Consider the following 13,139-nt stretch of genomic DNA (forward strand, 5'->3'; position numbering starts at 1 on the left):
CAAAACAATTGAAACAGTTATTGCTTTGTTTCGGGATACTAATGTTAACGAAGCAGTTTGCTCCAAATAACCACCTTGTGCTGCTGCAATGATTTTGGTACATCGATGATGCGCTGATTAGCACTGCCGCGGAATTGCAGGGTCAGGTCCTTTTGAGATTCGAGAAAACGGCCATCGATCAGCATATCCAAGTAACTTAAGAGCTCTAATTTATCGTCTGATTCCTGCATCAGTTCGTCCCATTTGTAACCGGTCCAAGACCAGATATCTCTGTCATGGCCGAATTCTTTCCGAATCCGTTTGCAAAGCTTAATCGTGACGCCTGTATTTAAGAAAGGTTCGCCACCCAGTAACGTCAGGCCTTGGACATAAGGCTGGGACATATCTTTAACGATCTGATCTTCTAATTCTTGTGTGTAGGGATGGCCGTAATGGAAGTTTTGTGCGACGGCATTGTAACAACCAGGGCAGTTGAACAGACAGCCTGAGACATACAAACTGCAGCGAACACCTTCCCCGTCAACCATATTAAAGGGTTTGTAAGAAGCGATGTAGCCTAGGCTATGATCCTTTGAGAGCCATTCTTTAGGTTTTGGATTCTTCGGACCGACTGTCATTTAATCAAGGCTCCCTAAAGTCATATTCTTAACACGGGATGCGATTTCCTTATGGCGGCCGTGAACCATTGGCCGTTTTTGCGGATTGCCCAGATAGCCGCAGGTTCTTTTAACAACATCACAAGTGTCTGGGTCGCGGTTCCCGCAGACTGGGCATTCAAAGCCCTTAGCGGTTGGCTTGAATTCACCATCAAAACCGCATTTGTAGCAATGATCGATGGAAGTGTTGGTGCCTAAATAACCGACTTGGTCGTAAGCCCAATCCCACACGGCTTCCAGTGCTTTAGGATTTTGTTTTAAATTCGGATATTCGCAGTAATGGATAAAGCCGCCAGAAGCGTAGACTGGATAATCCTTTTCGAAAGTTAACTTTTCAAATGGTGTTGGGTTCTTGCGGACATCATAGTGGAAACTGTTCGTATAATATTCCTTCTCTGTGATATCTGGGATTTTGCCAAAACGATCTTCGTCAAGCTGGCAGAAAGTATCAGTCAGCGACTCGGCTGGTGTTGAATAAAGGCTGAAATGGTAATCGTATTCCTTTTCCCAAGCAACGCAGTAATCATGCATCCGTTTAACGATTTCGACTGTGAAATCGTGGGCTGTCTGATTGTGTTCCCATTTTGGCCCGAAGAAAACTGTTCCGACTTCATATAGGCCGATGTAACCAAGCGAAATAGTCGCGCGGCGATGGGTAAACAGCTGATCGACTGACTCGTTATCCTTCAGTCGTTTCCCAAAAGCACCAGACTGGTATAAAATCGGGGCGTTTTGCGGCTTGGCCATTTTGGCATGTTCAATTTTATTTAGGAGGGCTTTTTTGGCAATTGCGGCGCGCTCATTGAAGATTTCCCAAAAAATGGCCATGTTGCCCTTGGATTCAATCGCGATTCTTGGCAGATTAATCGTAACAACGCCCAAGTTCATACGCCCAGCATTGACTTCTTTGCCATTTTCGTCTTTCCAGCCTTGCAGAAAACTGCGGCAGCCCATCGGTGATTTGAAACTGCCTGTCAGTTCGATGATCTTGTCATACATCAAGATGTCCGGGTACATTCTTTTTGTCGAACATTCAATGGCGAGTTCCTTGACATCATAATTAGGGTCACTGGGCTTTAAGTTCAAGCCGCGTTTCAAAGTGAAAATTAATTTAGGAAAAATGGCTGTACGATGTTGTTTACCCATACCTTCGATACGAATCTGCAGGATGGCTTTTTGAATTTCACGCTCAATCCAAGAAGTGCCTAAGCCGAATCCGACCGTCGTGAAGGGCGTCTGGCCTTGAGAAGAAAGTAGTGTGTTGATACCGTATTCCAAAGCCTGCATGGCATCATAAATGTCTTTTTTCGTCCGCGATTTGGCAAATGCTTCACGCTGATCAGGTTCAACCCATTTTGCCGCTTCAGCCAAATGCTTCTTATAATTCATCTCGGCATAAGGTGCCAGCAGTTCATCAGTACGATCCGATGAACATCCGCCATATTGGCTGGAAGCAACGTTAGCAAAAATCTGTACCATTAAAGCTGTGGCCGTCTCGATAGAATGCGGCGGTGTGACATCGGTATTGCCGATTTCAAAACCATGTGCCAGCATCTCTTTAAAGTCGACCAAACAGCAGTTGGTCATTTCAGTCATTGGCGAATAATCCAAATCATGGTAATGAATGTCGCCACGCAAATGAGCTTTAGCAACTGTTTCCGGCATCATTTTTAGTCCCAAAGATTTGCCGACCATACCGGCTGTCAGGTCGCGTTGGGTACTAAAAACATTGCTGTCTTTATTAGCGTTTTCGTGGACAATATTATCTTTTTTGCTTAAAAGTTGTTCAAGTTTGATTCTTGGGTCAACAGCTTCCTCAAATTTTTTTATATCCTGTTGTCGGTAGGCTATGTACTTTTCTGCGGCCTGGTCTAAACCAAGATCACGCAAACTTGTGATCATAAATGTGCGGATATCGTCCGTTGAGATTTCATTTCTGCCCTCGCAAAAAGCCAGCAGTTTGGCGATAATTTCGTCTGCAGTATCTGACTGTTCATCGGACAAAATCTGGTCCAATACAAGTCCTATTTTATATAAGTGGAACTTCGTCTTCTCGCCGTCATTTTTAATGACAGCTAGCTTATCCAGCAAGTATTTATCTGTCTCTAAGTCAGTTTTTGTTTCTGCCATCATAACTCCTTTGATCGATTTGGTAAGGACTATCGTAAGAGATATCAGGGCAAAAAGCAACAGAAAAATTGTTACGAAAACAGCTGTAAAAACCACGTAAAGTGACTTCACAAGTATGTGCGACTAACAGTTTGCAATGACTGCCGGCCAAAATACCAATCAAAAAAATTAATCAATTTTTAACATTGCCCAACAAAAAATAATCGTGTTAGTGTGAGTTAATTATCATAGTCCTAAGGAGCAGAATCGCATGGATAAATTGGAAATAAAAAACCTGCATGTTTGCATTGAAAATGAAGAGACAAAACAGCGAGACGAGATTCTCAAAGGTGTCAATCTGCTTTTGAGGACTGGTGAAACGCATGCCATCATGGGGCCAAACGGCACTGGCAAATCCACCTTATCCGAGACGATTATGGGGAATCCTAAATATCAGGTCACTGAAGGGGAGATTTTACTGAACGGCCATAATATTTTACAAGATTCGGTCGATCAGCGAGCACGCCTGGGACTCTTTTTAGCCATGCAGTATCCAGTCGAAATAAAGGGTATTACGAATGCAGAATTTATGCGTGCGGCGATTAATGCCCGGCGACCGGAAAAATCGCCGATGTCAATCCGTGAATTTTTGTCAGATTTAGATCAGAATTTGGCTTTGTTGAATATGCCGGAAAGCATGGCCGACCGTTATTTAAATGAAGGATTTTCCGGCGGTGAAAAAAAACGCAATGAAATTCTTCAGCTGATGATGATCCGTCCTAAATTTGCGATTTTAGACGAAATCGATTCTGGCCTGGATATTGATGCTCTAAAAGTTGTCGCTAAGGGTGTTAATACGATGGCAAGTCCAGATTTCGGTACTTTGATGATTACGCACTATCAGCGTTTGCTGAACTATATCCACCCTGATCAGGTTCACGTGATGATGGACGGCCGGATTGTCAAAACAGGTGATGCTTCTTTGGCGGAAAAATTAGAGGCCGAAGGTTATGCTGGTTTGCGCGACGAGCTGGGTATTCAAGTGGATTTAGTTGACGATGATCAAATACCAATCAGGGAGGCCAAGCATCGTGACGACGCTTGCTCAGTCAATTGAAATGCACACTGATTGGCCTGCACGGCTTTTACCTCAGGCACCAAAATGGCTGGCTGAATTTCGTGCGGATAGCTGGCAGCAGGCACTGAATCAGCAGCCGCGGCGTTTTCCAAAAATTGATTATCGTGATTGGCCTTTATTTGATTTAAAAGCGATACCGCCGCACATTGATGTGCCTGGTAATTTGGTCCGAAAGGCACAGGCGGTTGTGATTCTTGGTCGGAAAACGATCAAAATTGATTTGCCAGCAGATTTGATTGCGCAGGGTGTGGTTGTTTGCGATTTAGAAGAGGCCATGACGACACGGGCTGCCTTATTTGAAAAATATTTTCGAAAATGTTTTTCCAATAAGGCTCAGGACGGTTTAGCTTTGTGGCAGGCTGCTTTAGTCAATAGCGGTTTGTTCATTTATATTCCGAAAAATGTTCATCTGTCTTCAGCACTGAAGATTTTGCAGCTGCAGGATAGCCGTCAAGAAGAGAATTTCATCAATTTGATGATCATTGTTTTGGAGACTGGTGCCCAAGCAGAAATTTCTCAGGAAGTCTCTACCTTGGGTGATTGTGCTAATGCAGCAGATTTGCGCACTGTTATTTTTGCCGACGCCGACAGTACTTTGACTTATACGGTTTTAGACACACTATCTGCTAAGACGAGCGCGCACATTTACCGAAAATCGCAACTGGACCAAGATGCCAGGGTTCAGTCGACTTTTGTTGAAATGAATCAGGGTAATGTCGTCAGCGAATTTTATTCTGATCTTCTCGGCAGCGGATCCAACGCCGAGACAAAAGTCGTGGCGATCACTGCTGGCAAACAGACACAGGGTATTAATACCAAAATTACGAATTATGCACGTCATAGCGTGGGCAACATTGTCCAGCACGGCGTCCTGCTGGATGAATCCAAACTTGTCTTTAACGGCATTGGCCGGATTATCAAAGGGGCTCACGCTGCTTATTCCCAGCAGGAAAATCGTCTGCTGATGTTGTCTGAATTTGTACAGGGCGATGCCAATCCGATTTTATTAATTGATGAAAATGATGTTATAGCCGGGCACGCAGCCAGTATTGGACAGGTTGATCGCCAGCAGTTGTATTATCTGCTCAGCCGCGGCCTGACAAAATCCAAAGCCCAGTCTTTATTAGTCAAGGGTTTTTTGGCTGAATCTTTGAGTGAAATTTCCGATAAAGCGATTGCCGACTACGCGATTTCCTTGATTGAAAGGAGCCTTTTTAATGGATAATGGATTGAACAATTCCAGAAATGATTTCGAGTTTTTCCAACAGCTGATTAATGGCGAAAAACTGGATTATTTAGATAGTGCCGCAACTGCTCAAAGGCCAGTATCTGTCTTAAAAGCCGTCAGTGACTTTTATCGGCATGATAATGCCAATGTCCATCGTAGTATCAATACTTTAAGCAGCCGCGCCACAGATAGCTATGAAGCGGCACGCGACAAGGTGGCGGGATTTATTCACGCAGCTGACAGCCAGTCGATTGTTTTCACGCGCTCGACGACTGAAAGCCTGAATTTAGTTGCTCGCAGTTTTGGTGATTTGGTCGTGACTGCCGGTGATGAGATTTTGATTTCCGAGATGGAGCATCACAGCAACTTGATTCCTTGGCAGCAATTAGCTCAGCGCAAACAGGCCAAACTTGTTTACATAGGCTTACAAGCAGATGGCGAACTAAATATGACTGATTTAAAACGCAAACTGACTTCACGGACTAAAATTGTCGCCATTGCACAAGTCTCCAATGTATTAGGCACGATTAACCCGATTAAGGAAATCGCGCGTTTGGCACATGAGCAAGGTGCTTATATGGTCGTTGACGGTGCACAAGCGGCGCCGCATTTTGCTGTCGATGTGCAGGATTTGGATGCTGATTTCTATGCCTTTTCCGGACATAAAATGCTGGCACCAGCAGGGATTGGCGTTTTATATGGTAAGAAGGCATTATTAGATCAGATGCCGCCAGTCCAATTCGGTGGTGAAATGATTGACCGTGTGGATGAACAATCGGCGACTTGGGCGGCCGCCCCTTTGAAGTTTGAAGCGGGTACGCCCAATATTGGCGGTGCGATCGGTTTGGCTGCAGCGATCGATTATCTGCAGGCCTTGGGTATGGATAAGATCGAGGCTTACGAGCAGGATTTAATGGCGATTGTTTTGAAAGGTCTGTCGCAGATTGATGGTCTGACAATTTATGGACCTTTGGATGCTGCAAAACATGCGTCAGTCCTTGCTTTTAATCTTGGCAAACTGCATGCACACGATGTGGCCACGGCCTTGGATCTGCAAGGCATTGAAGTCCGTGCTGGCGACCACTGTGCCCAACCTTTGATGCATTATTTAGGTATCAGTGCAGCTGTTCGTGCGAGTTTTTATTTTTACAATACGCGTGATGATGTCGACCGTCTGATCAGCGGGTTGCAGCGGACAAAGGAGTTCTTTTCTAATGCAGCTAGATAAATTAAATCTTTTATACCGTCAGCTGATTTTAGAAAACGCAGCCCATCCCCAGCATTATGGCCATTTGGCAAATTCCAGCTATCATTTGATGCTGCGCAATCCGACTTGCGGCGATACGATTAATGTTGAAATGGTTTTCCAGGCAGAGAAGGTGGCCGAGATCGCGTTTACAGGTCAAGGCTGTACAATTTCTCAAGCCTCGGCTAGCATGATGACAAGCGTTTTGCTGGGTCAAAATTTGGTCGATGCTAAAAAATTAATCGCTTCTTTTAGCCGCTTGATCATGGGCGAGCCTATTTCTGATCAAGAAAATCAGGCTCTCGGGGATGCTGCAGTTTTAGCTTCTGTCGCAGAATTTCCAACGCGTATTAGATGCGCAACGCTGGCTTGGCATGCAGCGGATAATTTGTTAGACCAGTATTTGGAGAAAAAGCATGAGTAAAGTGTCGGATGTTGTCCAAGATAGCAGTTATGAATTTGGGTTTCACGATAATGTGGCACCTGTTTTTTCGACCGGCCGCGGCTTAAATGAAGATATTATTCGACAAATATCCCAAGAAAAAGAAGAGCCGAAATGGATGCTTGATTATCGACTGCATGCCTATCAAATCTATCAATCTTTGCCGATGCCGAATTTTGGCCCGGATTTATCCAAAATGGATTTGTCGCAGATGCTTTACTATCAAAAACCGACTGATAGAAAATATCGGGATTGGGATCAGGTACCGGATAAAATCAAGCAGACGTTTGACCGCTTGGGTGTTCCTGAAGCAGAAAGAAAGTATCTGGCTGGTTCTTCGGCCCAATATGAATCCGAGGCTGTCTACGGCAATATGCGCGACTCATTTGCAAAACTAGGTATTATCTTCACGGATACGGATTCGGCCTTAAAAGAATATCCGGAATTGTTTAAAAAATGGTTTGGCAAACTGGTCAAATCAGACAACAATAAATTTGCTGCTTTAAATTCAGCTGTTTGGTCGGGCGGCAGTTTTATTTATGTGCCTAAAGGTGTTAAGACGACTGTACCGATCCAGTCTTATTTTCGTTTGAACGCTGAAAATTCCGGCCAGTTCGAACGTACTTTAATCATTGTTGATGAAGGTGCCAGCATCAATTATGTCGAAGGATGTACGGCACCGAACTATCAATCGGATAGTCTGCACGCCGCAGTCGTCGAAGTTAATGTGCTGCCGCATGCTTATTGTCGTTACACAACGATCCAAAATTGGTCAAAAAACGTCTACAGTCTAGAAACTAAGCGTGCTCAAGCTCAAGAAGGTGCCATCATGGAATGGGTTGACGGCAACCTGGGCGCCAAGGCCACGATGAAATACCCGTCGGTGTATTTGAATGGCGAAGGTGCGCGCGGTACGATGCTGTCGATTGCTGTTGCCGGCAGCGGCATGGATTCAGACACAGGTGCACAAATGATTCACAATGCAAAAAATACATCTTCGTCGATTATTTCCAAATCCATTTCAAAAGATGGCGGCCGCGTTGATTACCGTGGCAAGGTGCGTTTTGGCGAACATTCGGACGGCTCTTTTTCGCATGTCGAGTGCGACACGATTATCATGGACGACAAATCTTCCAGCGACACGATTCCTTATAATGAGATTTATAACGGCAATGTCTCAATGGAACATGAAGCTAAAGTGTCCAAGATTTCCGAAGAACAGCTTTACTACTTGATGAGCCGCGGTATTTCCGAACAGAAAGCCACAGAAATGATTATTATGGGTTTTGTCGAGCCCTTTACCAAGGAATTGCCAATGGAATATGCGGTCGAGTTGAATCGCTTGATCAGCTTTGAGATGGCAGGATCGATTGGTTAAACATTGTTCATGACTCAGACTGATGGACAAAAAAACGCTTTTGAAACAAAAGCGTTAGCATCGTTATCTAAAATTATCGATCCGGAATTAGGCGTCGACATCGTTAATCTCGGATTGATTTACGGTATCTCTCTATCGGCCGATGCCTGCTGCACAGTCACAATGACTTTGACGATTATGGGCTGCCCTTTATCGGATTATCTGAATCGGTCTATTCAAGAACAGTTAGAGGAATTACCGGAAGTCAAGACGGTGGCCATTAATTTGGTCTGGGAACCAGCCTGGTCAATTGATAAGATGTCGCGCGAGGCCAAGATGGATCTGGGCATTCATTAATTACCGGATGGCAGCGGGAAACTTTCTGTATCTGCGACAGCGTCTTCTTGACGATCGGCTGCTTTAAATTCTCCTGTCTGGAAATAATGATCAACATAATCGATCACCGATTGGTTGCCGCTAAAACGAGCAAAGGCCTGAGCTTGCTGCAGTAAGCTCTTAACCTGCTCAGAATCGGCTTCGGTCTGAGCCAGTGCATACGCTCTAGCATAAAGCAGCTGTTCTAGATATGAAAAGACTTTTGTCTCTTTAATAATGTCCAAGCCTGCTTGACTAGCCTTGAGGCTCTTCTTGAACTGCTTGTTCGATGCGTAAAAATTAGCTAAATTAGCCAGCAAATGAACTGATATTTGATTATCCGGGAATTTCTTATCTTCGACAATCACTTGATTAATCTGGTCAAGATAGTAAGCAGCTAAATCAGACTTGTTCTTTTCAAAGTAAATAATGCCCAAACCTTTGAGTGCAAAGAGTTGTTCATAACTGATTTGGTCATTTGCCGTATGCTCCAATATCCAATTAAAGAAAAATTGTGCTTCGTCAAAATCCTTTTTCCAATTTAGTGCAAGATTGCCTTTGAGATAATACAATACATTGAGCAGGCCCTTGTCCCGAGCTTGATTTTCTTTAATCGAGTCCAGCAATTTGGCAGCTTTCTCAAAATGGTAGCTCGAAGTTAGCTGAAAAACCTGATCTATTTTATTTTGCAGTGCTTCTTTAACTTCGTCGTTAAAATCTGAAAATACATCATTTAAAGTCAAGTTCAAGCGCTTGCAGATTCTTACAAGAATATCTGGCGATGGTGCCAAACCTTGGCTCTCTAATTTGCTAATGGTGGCCTGTGTGCAAATGCCTGCAGCCAGCTTTATCTGAGATATTTTCATTTCTTTTCTACGCGCGACTATGATTTTATTTAAAAACATCATGTTCTCCTAGAAACGTTTATTCGTTTATTGTGAAAATTGACTTAACAATAATCCCTATTCTTAAATCATATCATTATTCATGAAATAAAAAAAGATAGATAGGCAATCAAACAATGTGATTAATAAAAAATCAAGGACCGGTTATAAAAAACAGTCATTTTATTAAATGCCGTTTGATCAGAATCCAGTCATTTTGAATTGTCAATCCTTTGGCAATAATCGCGATATCACGCTGATTTGAGGTTTTTTCACACAGAAAAATCTGCTTGTTAAATGGATTTTGTATGGAATTTCATGATTCGAAAATTTCAGAATTGTTAACATTCCGATTTTAGTTAATAATATTTATAAAATAATTATTATAGTCTGGCTCCGGTATAGCAGACACTATAGCGATTAACTCCGCAATCTAATCAAATCACAGAGAAAAATAGTTCCAGTTTAATTGACATAACTTCATTTCGAAAATGTTTTTAATATTTTTCCAGAACCTGTGTCGATTTTCTCCAAAGTGACGAATCTATCATTGCTGCTTAAAGTAAGAAGATAGACTTCTGGCATGTTCATAGATTGCCAATCTTTAAAAGAAAACTGCCCAGCGGTTAAATGGTTGAGCAACACGCTGAGAGCCGTGCCATGACTGCAGATGATCATATTATTGTCAGCTGAGCGAATCGCTTCTGCAAAAAAAGCGACCATTCTTTTTTGGACTTGGGCCATACTCTCTTCATTAGGAAATTGACATTGAAAGTCTGCCCATAAAGATTGCAAATGTTGCTGCCAGTTCGTTTGCCAACTGCTTTGGCGTTCCCTGAGCATCTCGGACTGTGTAATCGGCAGCTGCAAGCTTTTTGCCGTGGGTTGGATCGTCTCCAAGGCACGAAGATATGGCGATGAATAGATAGACTGGATCTGCTTGTCTTGAAAATAACTGCTTAAGGCATCTGCTAATTTTTTGCCTTGCTGAGTGAGTGGCGCTTTCCGGTCATTTTTAATTCGGTTATCTCGAATACTGTGGCGAACAAAATAAATTCTTTTCATAGGTCTCCTGATTTTCCTTATTTGATTAGTGTTGTTTGCCTGAGATCAAATTCATTTTTGCAAATTCATCGGAATCGTTGTTGGCGGCTACTCGTTCAATTGAGATTGCATTTATCAATGTCGAGAAGCACAAATCCTGGATTTTGATGCCAGCTATTATCTTATCTGTATTGCCCTGATTAACTTTGGCAATTGTGATATGCGGCTGAAAAGGAATATCCCTACGCAAGAAAGGTGCAAAAACCGGATCGCTATACAGTTGATCGTGTAGTTTCGTAAATGTATCCCTGCCTTGATCTGCTTCTAGCCAGATATAGCCATTATCATCGTGACCTAATCTGGTACAGGCCGCTGGAAAAGCTGAGGTTCCAGATATAATTTGCGTGACTTTCTCGATAAGTATCGTATCAGGCATTTCCGATTGGAATGGGAAAACTAATGAGATATGAGGGCGGATATGAGACACTAAGGGATCAAAATGTTCTCTGACATGTTGTATTGCAATAGCGGTGGAAATTTTAGGGAAAATCAGTATGGAACGCCATGGCATGGACATCTTCTCGATTTTTCTTCTTTTGTTATGTATGACATTGGTTAATAATCTCATAATCAGTGATTCGTTATGAAAAAAAATTGCAATTTCGTCAATCTTTCCTTTTCTAAAGCGCTATCACAAGTGTTTTTTATTATGCTTAGGTTATGAAAAACGGTACGCATATTTTAACTCTACCAAACGGCTACCATCTATGGTCTCACACGGAAAATGCCGGTCAGTCCGACAAAATGATCGCTGTTCATGGCGGCCCGGGTGACACGCACGAGTCTTTTGAAAGCTTTCCTGCGGAAATTCCTGGTGCCGAGATCACTTGTTATGATCAGCTGGGATCTTGGTATTCGGATCAACCGGATTTTTCCGATCCGAAAGTCGCTGAGAGAACTTTGAAAATTGATTATTTTGTCGATGAGTTAGAACAGGTTCGCCGACAGTTAGGCTACGAGCAATTTACACTACTGGGTTATTCTTGGGGCGGCATGATTGCTTTGGAATATGCTTTGAAGCATCCCGAACATTTGACTAAATTAATTATTGTCGGTATGGCTGACCGTGACGCAGATTTCACAGATCGCATGAAAGAAGAAGTTGACAAGGTTTTGACAAAAGATGAAGCTGAGTATGTCTTCTTGGAGGCAAAAAAAGGCGAATTTGACGATGCGCTTTTCAATCAATTTATGGGGAAATTCTACCGTGATTATTACACGCGTTTTTCTCAAAGCCAGACCAAGCACGCTGTTGACACGACTAATTATCAGTTGGCTGATTTGATGATGGGGAGAAATCCTTTCCAGACCAGTGGCGTGATGGCCGGCTGGACTGTCGAAAAACGTGTTTCTGAAATTCACACACCGACTTTAATTCTGATTGGTGATCAGGATATGATTCCGGTCAAACGCGCGCAGGCGATGGTTAAACAGCTGCCGCATGGCAAACTAGCTATTATTCCGGATGCTACCCATGTCTCAATTCGCGACAATCCAGAATTCTTTTTTGAACAGGTGAACAACTTTTTGACTGAGAGTGATACTAACATTCAGAATTGATCTGTTAAAGGTATTGGAGGACAATATGCCGACGATGAAAGATGTAGCAAAATTAGCCCAAGTCAGCTTAGGCACTGTCTCTCGTGTGATTAATCACGCGAGTGGTGTCAAAGCCGATACCGTTTTGAAGGTTCAAGAGGCTATCCAAAAACTTGATTACGTGCGTAATGATTATGCGCGTGGTTTTAAAATCAATTCTTCCAGGACGATTGCTTTGATTCTGCCGACAATCTGGCATCCCTTTTTTTCGGAATTTGCTTATTTCGTTGAACAAAAATTATACAAATTGCAGTACAAGGTGCTGCTATGCAATTCCGAAGCTGATGCTGATAAGGAATATGAGTACATTCAAATGGTCATGCAAAATAAAGTTGATGGAATTATTGGAATTACTTATAGCGCCATTGACCAATACGTGTCGTCAAAATTGCCCTTTGTCAGTATTGACCGTTATTTTACAGAAAAGGTTTCCTATGTAACTTCTGATAATGTACAGGGTGGACGGTTGGCGGCACAAGAATTATTAAACCGCGGCCTGCATCATTTGGCTTTTATTGGCAGCTATTCCGAATATAAAAACGACACGACTAAACGACACGATTCTTTTATGAACTATGCGGCTGAACAAGGCTTTCCACCGGTTGAAATTTATGTTCCTGGGCCGATCCATCATTTAGAGGATCTGGTTTACGAGCTTTTTAATCAGCATCCAGACATTGATGGTATTTTTTGTGTGAATGATACTGAGTTATTGGAAATAGTCAATATATTGAGAAAACAAGGTGTGTCGGTACCGGACGATGTTCAAATAATTGGTTATGACGGTGTTAGCGTGACAAATGAGGTATCCATGTATGTCTCGACGATTGCCCAGCCAATTCATTTGATGGCTAATACGGCGGTGGATATTTTATTACGGAAGATCAAAGATCCGGATCACGCCCAGGAAATTTCAGTATTGCCGGTTTCTTTTCGTTCGGGCTACACAACAATCAATCATTAAATTGTGTTACAAAATTAAAACGTTTCAAAAATATGTT

Annotated in this window: 13 protein-coding genes; 8 read left to right on the plus strand and 5 right to left on the minus strand. The window is 42.7% G+C overall.

Annotated elements, in window-relative coordinates:
* Nucleotides 1–44: 44 nt before the first annotated feature.
* Together nrdG and nrdD are read right to left on the minus strand one after the other, a co-directional pair.
* Nucleotides 45–617, minus strand: a complete 573-nt coding sequence (nrdG, locus tag OKIT_RS03295; RefSeq protein WP_007745298.1) for an anaerobic ribonucleoside-triphosphate reductase activating protein — start codon at nt 615–617, stop codon at nt 45–47.
* The gene (nrdD, locus tag OKIT_RS03300) at nt 618–2,786 is read right to left on the minus strand and encodes an anaerobic ribonucleoside-triphosphate reductase (RefSeq protein WP_007745300.1); all 2,169 of its coding nucleotides are present in this window, start codon (nt 2,784–2,786) and stop codon (nt 618–620) included.
* Between the two features lie 250 nt (nt 2,787–3,036).
* Between nrdD and sufC the strand changes: the two genes are divergently transcribed.
* Genes sufC through OKIT_RS03330 form a run of 6 tightly spaced genes read left to right on the plus strand, consistent with a single transcriptional unit; the run spans nt 3,037 to nt 8,533 of the window.
* A complete protein-coding gene (gene sufC, locus OKIT_RS03305) occupies nt 3,037–3,882 on the plus strand; it encodes a Fe-S cluster assembly ATPase SufC (protein ID WP_007745301.1) in 846 nt (281 codons plus the stop codon).
* The gene (locus OKIT_RS03310; protein ID WP_007745302.1) at nt 3,857–5,128 is read left to right on the plus strand and encodes a SufB/SufD family protein; all 1,272 of its coding nucleotides are present in this window, start codon (nt 3,857–3,859) and stop codon (nt 5,126–5,128) included. The genes sufC and OKIT_RS03310 overlap by 26 nt, the downstream gene beginning before the upstream one ends.
* Nucleotides 5,121–6,359 (plus strand): cysteine desulfurase, encoded by a 1,239-nt coding sequence (locus OKIT_RS03315; protein ID WP_007745303.1) that lies wholly within the window; start codon nt 5,121–5,123, stop codon nt 6,357–6,359. The genes OKIT_RS03310 and OKIT_RS03315 overlap by 8 nt, the downstream gene beginning before the upstream one ends.
* Complete coding sequence (sufU, locus tag OKIT_RS03320; protein ID WP_007745305.1) at nt 6,346–6,801, plus strand: Fe-S cluster assembly sulfur transfer protein SufU; 456 nt, start codon at nt 6,346–6,348, stop codon at nt 6,799–6,801. Before OKIT_RS03315 ends, sufU begins: the two co-directional genes overlap by 14 nt.
* On the plus strand, nt 6,794–8,197 hold the full coding sequence (sufB, locus tag OKIT_RS03325) for a Fe-S cluster assembly protein SufB (RefSeq protein WP_007745307.1): 1,404 nt from the start codon (nt 6,794–6,796) through the stop codon (nt 8,195–8,197). Before sufU ends, sufB begins: the two co-directional genes overlap by 8 nt.
* Nucleotides 8,198–8,206: 9 nt before the next feature.
* The gene (locus tag OKIT_RS03330) at nt 8,207–8,533 is read left to right on the plus strand and encodes a metal-sulfur cluster assembly factor (RefSeq protein WP_007745308.1); all 327 of its coding nucleotides are present in this window, start codon (nt 8,207–8,209) and stop codon (nt 8,531–8,533) included.
* Here the strand turns inward: OKIT_RS03330 and OKIT_RS03335 are convergent.
* The 3 genes from OKIT_RS03335 to OKIT_RS03345 form a co-directional block, all read right to left on the minus strand.
* Nucleotides 8,530–9,456, minus strand: coding sequence for a helix-turn-helix domain-containing protein (locus OKIT_RS03335; protein ID WP_007745311.1), 927 nt, complete (start codon nt 9,454–9,456; stop codon nt 8,530–8,532). The two genes, OKIT_RS03330 and OKIT_RS03335, sit on opposite strands and share 4 nt — an antisense overlap.
* A gap of 459 nt (nt 9,457–9,915) precedes the next feature.
* On the minus strand, nt 9,916–10,500 hold the full coding sequence (locus tag OKIT_RS03340) for a histidine phosphatase family protein (RefSeq protein ID WP_007745317.1): 585 nt from the start codon (nt 10,498–10,500) through the stop codon (nt 9,916–9,918).
* A gap of 25 nt (nt 10,501–10,525) precedes the next feature.
* Nucleotides 10,526–11,107 carry a 2'-5' RNA ligase family protein gene (locus tag OKIT_RS03345; RefSeq protein WP_081466743.1) on the minus strand — a complete coding sequence of 194 codons (582 nt, stop codon included), beginning with the start codon at nt 11,105–11,107 and terminating at the stop codon, nt 10,526–10,528.
* 92 nt (nt 11,108–11,199) lie between these two features.
* Here OKIT_RS03345 and OKIT_RS03350 point away from each other — a divergent pair, with 92 nt between their 5' ends.
* Both OKIT_RS03350 and OKIT_RS03355 read left to right on the plus strand, forming a co-directional pair.
* Nucleotides 11,200–12,099: a proline iminopeptidase-family hydrolase gene (locus tag OKIT_RS03350; protein ID WP_007745320.1), complete on the plus strand. Its 900-nt coding sequence runs from the start codon at nt 11,200–11,202 to the stop codon at nt 12,097–12,099.
* Between the two features lie 25 nt (nt 12,100–12,124).
* A complete protein-coding gene (locus OKIT_RS03355; protein ID WP_007745321.1) occupies nt 12,125–13,102 on the plus strand; it encodes a LacI family DNA-binding transcriptional regulator in 978 nt (325 codons plus the stop codon).
* Nucleotides 13,103–13,139: the final 37 nt, after the last annotated feature.

This window comes from Oenococcus kitaharae DSM 17330 (assembly GCF_000241055.1).
Taxonomy (GTDB): Bacteria; Bacillota; Bacilli; order Lactobacillales; family Lactobacillaceae; genus Oenococcus; species Oenococcus kitaharae.

What these genes read in the sequence shown, in the direction of transcription:
- OKIT_RS03350 (WP_007745320.1), top strand. Translation starts at nt 11,200, where the DNA reads ATGAAAAACGGTACGCATATTTTAACTCTACCAAACGGCTACCATCTA.
- sufU (WP_007745305.1), top strand. Translation starts at nt 6,346, where the DNA reads ATGCAGCTAGATAAATTAAATCTTTTATACCGTCAGCTGATTTTAGAA.
- sufB (WP_007745307.1), top strand. Translation starts at nt 6,794, where the DNA reads ATGAGTAAAGTGTCGGATGTTGTCCAAGATAGCAGTTATGAATTTGGG.
- OKIT_RS03340 (WP_007745317.1), bottom strand. Translation starts at nt 10,500, where the DNA reads ATGAAAAGAATTTATTTTGTTCGCCACAGTATTCGAGATAACCGAATT.
- sufC (WP_007745301.1), top strand. Translation starts at nt 3,037, where the DNA reads ATGGATAAATTGGAAATAAAAAACCTGCATGTTTGCATTGAAAATGAA.
- OKIT_RS03315 (WP_007745303.1), top strand. Translation starts at nt 5,121, where the DNA reads ATGGATAATGGATTGAACAATTCCAGAAATGATTTCGAGTTTTTCCAA.
- OKIT_RS03355 (WP_007745321.1), top strand. Translation starts at nt 12,125, where the DNA reads ATGCCGACGATGAAAGATGTAGCAAAATTAGCCCAAGTCAGCTTAGGC.
- nrdD (WP_007745300.1), bottom strand. Translation starts at nt 2,786, where the DNA reads ATGGCAGAAACAAAAACTGACTTAGAGACAGATAAATACTTGCTGGAT.
- nrdG (WP_007745298.1), bottom strand. Translation starts at nt 617, where the DNA reads ATGACAGTCGGTCCGAAGAATCCAAAACCTAAAGAATGGCTCTCAAAG.
- OKIT_RS03335 (WP_007745311.1), bottom strand. Translation starts at nt 9,456, where the DNA reads ATGTTTTTAAATAAAATCATAGTCGCGCGTAGAAAAGAAATGAAAATA.
- OKIT_RS03330 (WP_007745308.1), top strand. Translation starts at nt 8,207, where the DNA reads ATGACTCAGACTGATGGACAAAAAAACGCTTTTGAAACAAAAGCGTTA.
- OKIT_RS03345 (WP_081466743.1), bottom strand. Translation starts at nt 11,107, where the DNA reads ATGAGATTATTAACCAATGTCATACATAACAAAAGAAGAAAAATCGAG.